We start from the raw sequence: 8,855 nt of genomic DNA on the forward strand, positions 1-8,855 counted from the left end.
ACCATGAGCGAGACGTATCTGCCGGGCGGCCGCTGGCGGCTGTGGGAGCAATTCGCGCTGCGCGGGCCGGGCTTCCCGGCCGGGGGCGTGCTGCGGCTGGCCCCGGCCGGGCTGGCCGGGGCGGCCGACAAGTTCCCGGAGGGCGAGCAGCTGTCCGGGGAGCGCTGGGAGGAGTTCGGGGCGCTGTTCGCCGACGCCGCGGTGGCCAACGCGCACGCCCTTCAGGACATCGCCCGGCTGCCCGCCTTCCGGGAGGCCGTGGCCTGGCAGAACCGGCCGGTGCTGACCTCCGGGATCGCCCCGTTCCTGAAGTGGACGCCGAGTGCGGCGGGCCGCACCAGCATGCCCCGCCAGCGCGAGGAACTCGTCGCGCACTACTGGCAGCGGTTCTGCGTCAAGAACGACACCATCGGCTTCTTCGGTCCCGTCGGCTGGGGCCGCTGGGACCTGGGGGCCGGCGGCCCGCAGGGCGTGGCCGTCGACCCCGGCACCGGGCTGATCGCCGACTCGCAGGTGTACTTCGCCAGCTGGGCCATCGACGCGCTCGCCGCGACGGTCGCGGCCGATCCGGAGCTGCGGGAGTGGGTGGCCCCGCGGCGGGTGCCGTTCGTCCGCCTCCGGGACGTCACCGACGGCGGGGACGACGGGGGCGACGAGGGCGCGCCGGGCATCGACGGCGCCGAGGTGCTGGTCCCGGGCCGGCCGCCGCAGCTCGCGGGGGCCGCGGCCGCGGCCGTACTGGCCCTGTGCGACGGGGTGCGGACCGCGCGGGAGATCGCGGACGCGCTGCCCGGCACCGACGTGCCGGCCGAGCTGACGGCCCTGGTGGCCCGCCGGTGGGTGGTCTGGAAGCTGGAGGTGCCGGCCGACGCCCGCCCCGAGCGCTACCTGCGGCGCTGGCTGGAGCGGATCGGGGACCCGGTGGCGCGCGAACGCGCCCTGGCCGCCCTGGACGTGCTGGAGCGGGGCCGCGACCTGGTGGCGGCGGCCGAGGGGTCCGAGGCCCTGGTGGAGGCGATGACCGCGCTGGAGGGCGAGTTCGTCGCCCTGACGGAGACCGCCGCCGTCCGCGAGAAGGCGGCCGGTACGGCGCCGTGCCGGGCGCTGGTGTACTCCGACTGCCGGCGCTCGGCGAGCGCCCGGCTGGGCCCGGTCGTGCACGAGGCCCTCGCCCCGCTGGCGCCGCTGCTCACCAGCGCCGGCTGGCTCACCACCCGGCTGGCCGCCGCGGTCATGGCCCGGGCGACGGAGGTGTACAAACGCCTCGCCGCGCAGGGGCCGGTGGACCTGGCCGCGTTCTGGTTCGCCTGCATGCCGATCCTGCACGGGGCGGCGCGCACCGAAACGCAGGCGCTGCAGCAGGAGTTCCGTGCGCGCTGGGCGGCGATCCTGTCGCCGCCCGCGGGAGCCCGCCGGGTCCAGGTGTCGCTGGCGGACGTCGCAGGGCCCGTGGCCGAGCACTTCGGCGCGGACTCCGAGGGCAGCGATGCAACGAGCGGCACGGGCGTGTCCGGTGGCTGGACGGCCGCCCGCTACCTCAGCCCCGACATCATGATCGCGGCGACCGGGGCGGACGCCGTGGAGCGCGGCGACTTCGCGCTCGTACTGGGCGAACTGCACCTGGCGGCCAACACCTTGGGCTCCTCGCTCTTCGTCCACCAGCACCCCGACGTGGCCGAGCTGACCGCGCTCACCGACCGCGACCACCCCGGTCCCCGGCTGATGCCGCTGCTGCCCAAGGAGCACCGCTCGCGGCTGTCCGTCCGTACCCGGCACGCCCTGGTGCGGCCGGAGGACTACCACGTCGCGCTCGTCGACTTCACCGCCGACCCGGCCCGGCCCCGTACGGTCCTCAGCGCCGACGTGACGGTCGTCCGGGGGGAGGACGGCCGCCTGGAAGTCGTCCTGCCGGACGGCGCGCGGTTCGCGGCCGTGGACGTGTTCGCGCACGTCCTGACGACGCTCGCGATGGACCTGTTCCAGATCCTGCCGGACGACGCCGAGCACTCCCCGCGGGTGACCGTCGACCGGCTGGTGGTGGCCCGGGAGACCTGGCGCCTGCCGCAGGACGGCATCGACTTCGCGGACGAGAAGGACGAGGCCCGCCGGTTCGTGCGGGCCCGGCAGTGGCGGGAGCGGCACGGGCTGCCGCGGTTCGTGTTCGTGGTCCTGCCGACCGAGACCCGGCCGTTCTACGTGGACTTCGACAGCCCGGTGTACCTCACCATCCTGGCCAAGGCGCTGCGCCGGATGGCCCGCAACGACCCGGACGGACGCGCCGTGATCACCGAGATGCTGCCCAGTCCGGAACAGGCGTGGCTGACGGACGACCAGGGCGCCGTCTACACCTCCGAACTGCGCTTCGTGGCGGTGGACGAGGGCTAGCAACGGTCTCTGCGACGCGCGACGGCGGCGCGCCCGGCACGCTCGACGTGTCCGGGCGGGGCCGCCGTTGCGCGTTCTACCCCCGGCGGCTGCGCGCGGGGCTGCGTCTTCTTCCCTACTGACGGACCGCTCCAACCAGCAGTGTTGTGGAAAACACCGCTTGGAGGCCCGCAGTGAAGGCATCGTTCGCGCAGCGCAGGCTGTGGTTCCTCGACCAGCTCACCCGAGGGTCCACGGACTCCTTGCTCCCCCTGGCGCTGCGGATCCGAGGCGCCCTCGACGTCCCGGCCCTGGAACGGGCCCTCACGGGCGTCGTCGCACGGCACGAGGTGCTGCGCACCCGGTTCACCGCCGTCGACGGGGAGCCCGTCCCCCGGGTCGACCCGGCCGGGGCGATCACCCTGGAGCCGACCGAGGCGGCCGACGCCGCCGAGGTCTTCGCACGGGAGCTGTCCCGCCCCATCGACCTGGCCACGGAGCACCCGCTGCGGGCCAGCCTCACCCGGCTCGGCCCCGAGGAGCACCTGCTCCTCGTGGTGGTCCACCACATCGCGGTCGACGGCTGGTCCTGGGCCGTGCTGCTGCGCGAACTGGACGCCGGGTACCGCGGCGAGGCCGTGGAGGCGCCGGCGCTCCAGTACACCGACGTCGCCGCCGCGGAGGCGGAGCGGCTCAGCGGCCCGCGCATGGAGCGGCTGCTCGGGTACTGGCGCGAGCGGCTGGCCGGGGTGACCCCGCTGGCGCTGCCCACGGACCGGCCGCGGCCCGCGTTCTGGGACGGCTCGGGGGACGTGGTCCGCTTCGAGCTGCCGGCCGAGCTGGTCGCCGAGGTCGACCGGGTGGCCCGCGAGCACCGCTCGACCCGCTACATGCTGCTGCTCGGCGTCTACCAGGCGCTGCTGGGCCGCTACTCCGGCCGCCACGACATCGCCGTGTGCACCACCCTCGCCGACCGGAGCCGGCCCGGCGTGGACGCGCTGATCGGCCCCTTCGTCAACACCATCGTGCTGCGCACCGACCTGTCCGGGGACCCGGCGTTCGGAGAGCTGCTGGCGCGGGTGCGGACCGGGGCCCTCAAGGACTTCTCGCACGCCGACGCCCCCTTCGACCGGGTGGTCGGCGAGGTGGTCACCGAGCGCGACCTGTCCCGGCACCCGCTCGCCCAGGCCTCCTTCACCCTGCTCAACAACGCCCCCGCGGCGGCCCGGCTGGCGGACCTGGACGTGGCGCTCGTCCCCACGCCGCTCGGCGGTACCGGGCTCGACATCTTCCTCGACCTGAGCCTGCGCGCCAACGGGAACATCGCGGCCCTGCTCCAGTACTCCACCACCCTCTTCCACGGCGCGACGATCGAGCGGTTCGCCGCCGGGTACGTCGCCCTGCTGCGCGCGGTGGTGGCCTCGCCGGGTGCGTCGGTCGCCGCGCTCGCCCGGGAGCTGGAGCCGCTGCCCGGCGGGGAGGCCCGGCGCCTGGTCGCGCTGGCGGCCGGCCCGGGGGCCGACGCGGCCGCGGCCGCCGCTCCCGCCGCGCCCTTCGCGGTGTCCGGCGCACCGGAGGCCGTGGCCCTGGTGTGCGGGGAGGAGTCCCTGACCTACGGTGCGCTGGACGCGCTCACCGGTGACCTGGCGGCGGCGCTGGCCGATGCGGGGGTGGAACCCGGTACCCCGGTGGGCGTGTGCATGCGGCGGGGGATCCCGTCCGTGGCGGCGATGGCAGCGATCTGGCGGGCGGGCGGCGTGTTCGTCCCGATGGACCGCCAACTCCCTCTGGAGCGGCTGCGGTTCATGGCCGAGGAGGCGGGGGTCGGGTGCGTGCTGACCGACGCGGCGACGCTCGGGACGGCGGAGGCGCTCGGCGCTCCCGTGCTGGCCGTGGAGAGCGTGCGGCCCGGCTCCGGCGCGGCGGCCGGTGCGCCGCGGCACACCCCCGATCCGCGGGAGCTCGCCTACGTCATCTTCACCTCGGGCTCCACCGGCCGCCCCAAGGCGGTCGGCGTGGAGCACGGCGCAATGGCCGCCCACGCGGCGGCCGCCCGGGCCGAGTTCGGGATCACCGCGGCCGACCGGGTGCTCGCCTTCTCCTCCTTCTCCTTCGACGCCTCCCTCGACCAGCTGCTGACGGCGCTGGGCTGCGGGGCGAGCCTGGTCGTCCGCCCCGACGAGCAGTGGCTGCCCGACCGGGTGGCCGGCCTCGTGGAGCGGTACGGGATCACGGTGCTGAACCTGCCGCCGACCTACTGGGCCGAACTGGCCTTCTCCCTGACCGACGGGTGCACCGCCGCCCTGGCCCCACTGCGCCTGCTGATCCTCGGCGGCGAGTCGATCCCGGCGGGAGCGCTGGCCGCCTGGCAGGCCCGGGTCCCCGGGGTGCGGGTGGTCAACGCCTACGGCCCGACCGAGACCACGGTGACCGCGACCGTCCACGACATCCCGGCCGCGGTCCCGGCCGCCGAAGGCGCCCCCGCGTCCCGGGTGCCGATCGGAGCGCCGCTCGGCGGGCGCCGGGCGTACGTCGTGGACGAGCGGGACGAGCTGGTCCCCGAGGGCGTCCCGGGCGAGCTGCTGATCGGCGGCCCGGAACTGGCCCGCGGCTACCTCGGCCGGCCGGCCCTGACCGCGGGGAAGTTCGTCCCCGACCCCTTCGCCGGAAGCGGCGGCCGGCTCTACCGCACCGGTGACCTGGTGCGCCGGCTGCCCACCGGGGAGCTGGAGTTCCTCGGCCGGACCGACGACCAGGTCAAGATCCGCGGCTTCCGCATCGAACTCGGCGAGGTCGAGTCCGTCCTGCTCCAGTGCCCGGGGGTGGTGGCCGCCGCGGTGGCCACCGGCTCGGACGCGCAGGGCGGTGCCACCCTGGCGGGTTACGTGGTGGGCGCCGACGGCCCGGTCCCCGCGACCGTGCTGCGCGCCTTCTGCGCGGAGCGGCTGCCGCACTACGCGGTGCCCGCCGACTTCGTGAGCCTCGACGCGCTCCCGGTGAACGCGTCCGGAAAGCTCGACCGGGCCGCGCTGCCCGCCGTCGGGCCGGACCGGGACCGCGCGGTGGGCGGCGCCGAGTTCATCGCCCCGCGCGACGAGACCGAACGGGTCGTCGCCGGGATCTGGGCCGAGGTGCTGGGCGTGGACCGGATCGGCATCGACGACGGATTCTTCGACCTGGGCGGCCACTCGCTGCTGGCGACGATGGCCGTCTCGCGGATCGCCGAGCGGCTCGGCCGCGAGGTGGAGCTGCGCACCCTGTTCGAGAACCCCAGCATCCGCGCCTTCGGGCCGCTGGTGGCGGCCGCCCGGCAGGCCGGTGCGAGCACGGTGGTCCCGGTGGACCGCTCCGGTCCGCTGCCGCAGTCCTTCGCCCAGGAGCGCATGTGGTTCCTGGACCGGATGTCGGACGCGGGCGACACGTACGTGCTGTGGTTCTCCTGGCGGATGCGCGGCGGCCTGGACCGGGCCGCCTGGCAGGGCGCCCTGGACGAGGTCGTCTCCCGGCACGAGGCGCTGCGCACGGCGCTGGGCGAGCTGGACGGGCGGCCCGTGCAGCGGGTGGTGGAGGGGATCGGCGTACGGCTGGAGTGGCACCAGGCCCCGCCGGGTGAGGAGTCCGTCCGGCTCGGTGAGGTCCGCGAGCGGGCCTTCGCCTTCGCGACGCGCCGGTTCAACCTGGAGCGCCCGCCGCTGCTGCGGGCCGGAGTGTGGGAGCTGGGGCCCGAGGACCACGTCTCGGTCATCTCGTTCCACCACGCGGCCACCGACGGCTGGTCCAAGGACATCATCATCGGCGAGCTGTCGGCCGCCTACCGGGCCCGGCTGGCCGGGGAGCCGACGGCCTTGGCGCCGGTGCCGGTGCAGTACGGGGACTACGCGGTGTGGCAGCGCGACCGGCTGACCGGGGAGGTGCTGGAGCGGCAGCTGGACTACTGGGAGGGCAACCTCGCCGGGGTGCCGGCGCTGGAGCTGGCGACGGACCGGCCGCGTCCGGCGGGCTGGTCGGGCCGGGGCGGCGCGGTCGAGGTGGACCTGCCGGCGGAGCTGGCGGCCGGGCTGGGCGAGCTGACCCGCCGGTTCGGGGTCAGCCGGTTCATGGTGCTGCTGGCGGTGACCCAGATCGTGCTGTCCCGCTGGTCGGGGCAGCAGGACCTGGCGGTGGGCACCCCGGTGGCGGGGCGCGGCCAGGTGGAGCTGGAGCGGCTGGTGGGGCTGCTGGTGAACACGGTGGTGCTGCGGGCGGACCTGTCGGGCGAACCCACCTTCGAGGAGTTCCTGGGCCGGGTCCGCGAGTCGGTCCTCGGCGCCTTCGACCACCAGGAGGTGCCCTTCGAACGGCTGGTGGAGCAGCTGCGGCCCGAGCGGGACCCGTCGCGCAACCCGCTCTTCCAGGTCATGTTCGACGTCCAGGAGAGCGCGACCGGCGGCCCGCGCGTCGAGGGGCTGGAGGTGGAGCACTTCGTCCTCCCCTGGCGCTCGGCGAAGTTCGACCTGACGGCGACCTTCCTGCTCTATCCGGACCGCTTCGCGCTGAACGTCGAGTACGCGAGCGACCTCTTCGATCCCGCCACGGTGACCCGGTTCGCCGGGCACGTGGGCCGGGTGCTGGCCTCGGCCGTGGCCGATCCGGGCCGCCCCGTGGCGCGGCTGGAACTCCTCTCGGCCGATGAGCGCGCGGAGCTGACCGCGGTGCCGGCCGGCGCGCCGACGGTGGCGCAGGCGCCGCCCTTCGCGGTGCGGGGCGAGGCCGACGCGGTGGCCCTGGTCTGCGGGGAGCGGACCGTGCGCTACGCCGAACTGGACGCCCTGACCGGCGGCCTGGCCGGGGCGCTGGCCGCGGCGGGGGCGACGCCGGAGACCCCGGTGGGGGTGTGCCTGCGGCGCGGTACCTGGTCGGTGGCGGCGATGGCCGCGATCTGGCGGGCGGGCGGGGCGTACGTACCCCTCGATCCGCACCTGCCCGAGGAGCGGCTGCGGTTCATGGTGGAGCAGGCCGGGGTGCGGTACGTCGTCACGGACGGCCCGACCGCCTCCCTGGCCGCGGCCCTGGGACGGCCGGTGCTGCGGGTCGAGGACGTACGGCCCGACCCGGACGGGCCCCGGTGCGCACCGGATCCCCGCGCCCTGGCCTTCGTCATCTTCACCTCCGGCTCCACCGGCCGCCCCAAGGCGGTCGGGGTGGAGCACCACGCACTGGCCGCGCACGTGCACGCCGCCCGCGAGCGGTTCGCCCTCACGGCGGAGGACCGGGTGCTGAACTTCGCCTCCCACTCCTTCGACGCCTCCCTCGAACAGATCCTGCCCGCCCTCACCACGGGGGCCGCGGTGGTGATCCGCCCGGACGAGGTGTGGACGGTGGAGGAACTCGCCGAGCGGGTGCGGGCGGAGGGCGTCACCGTCATGGAGGTCACGCCCAGCTACTGGGAGGAGATCGCCGCCCGCCTCGACACGGTGGCCGGGGACCTCAAGAGCCTGCGTCTGGTCGTGACCGGCGGGGAGGCCCTGCCCTCCGCGCCCCTGGCCACCTGGTTCGCCCACCTGCCGGACCTGCCCGTCGAGAACACCTACGGGCCCACCGAGTCCGTCATCTCGGCCACCTCGCACCTGGTCACCGGTCCGGTCGACGGCCGGGTGCCGATCGGCCGGGCCTGGGGCGGGCGGCGGCTGTACGTCGTGGACGCGCACGACGAGCCGGTGCCGGTCGGCGTACCGGGCGAACTCCTGATCGGCGGACCGGAACTGGCCCGCGGCTACCTCGGGCGCGGCGCGCTGACCGCCGAACGGTTCGTGCCCGATCCGTACGGCGCCGCGGGCGGCCGGCTCTACCGCACGGGGGACCTCGTGCGCCGACGGTCCGACGGGGAGCTGGAGTTCCTCGGCCGGACCGACCACCAGGTCAAGATCCGCGGGTTCCGCATCGAACCCGGTGAGATCGAGGCCGTCCTCGAAGCGCACGAGGGCGTGCGCGGCGCGGCCGTCCTGGTCCGCGAACTGCGCGGCGACCGGGCCCTCGTGGGCTACGTCGCCGGACCGGGCCTCGACGCCGACGGCCTGGCCGCGTGGTGCCGTACCCGACTCCCCGGCTACATGGTCCCGGCCGCCTTCGTGGTCCTGGACACCCTGCCCCTGACCGTGCAGGGCAAGACCGATACCGCGGCGCTGCCCGACCCCGAACTGCCCGCGCCGGCCGAGTCCGTGGCCCCGAGGACCCCGACCGAAGAGGTGACGGCCCAGATCTGGGCCGAGGTCCTCGACCTGCCCGCGATCGGGGTGTGCGAGGACTTCTTCGCCCTCGGCGGGCACTCCCTGCGCGCCGTCGCGGTGGCCTCCCGGCTCCGCGCCGCCTTCGACTGCCCGGTCCAGGTCCGTGACCTGTTCGAGCACCCGACGGTCGAGCTGCTCGCCGCACTGGTGGAGCGCCGGCTGTTCGAGGAGATCGCCGGAATGAGCGATGACGAGATCGACCTGTCCCTGACGGCTGACTTCTGA

The 8,855-nt window shown here is 75.5% G+C and carries 2 protein-coding genes; both read left to right on the forward strand.

The window, feature by feature from the left end; all coding sequences use genetic code 11:
• The first annotated feature begins 3 nt into the window (after positions 1-3).
• Entirely contained in the window at positions 4-2,385 is a 2,382-nt protein-coding gene (locus AC0693_RS25360) for a lantibiotic dehydratase (protein ID WP_478802980.1), read from the forward strand.
• A 173-nt stretch (positions 2,386-2,558) separates the two neighbouring features.
• Entirely contained in the window at positions 2,559-8,855 is a 6,297-nt protein-coding gene (locus AC0693_RS25365) for an amino acid adenylation domain-containing protein (RefSeq protein ID WP_478802981.1), read from the forward strand.

This window comes from Streptomyces sp. NPDC043876, assembly GCF_056435825.1.

What these genes read in the sequence shown, in the direction of transcription:
- AC0693_RS25360 (WP_478802980.1), top strand. Translation starts at nt 4, where the DNA reads ATGAGCGAGACGTATCTGCCGGGCGGCCGCTGGCGGCTGTGGGAGCAA.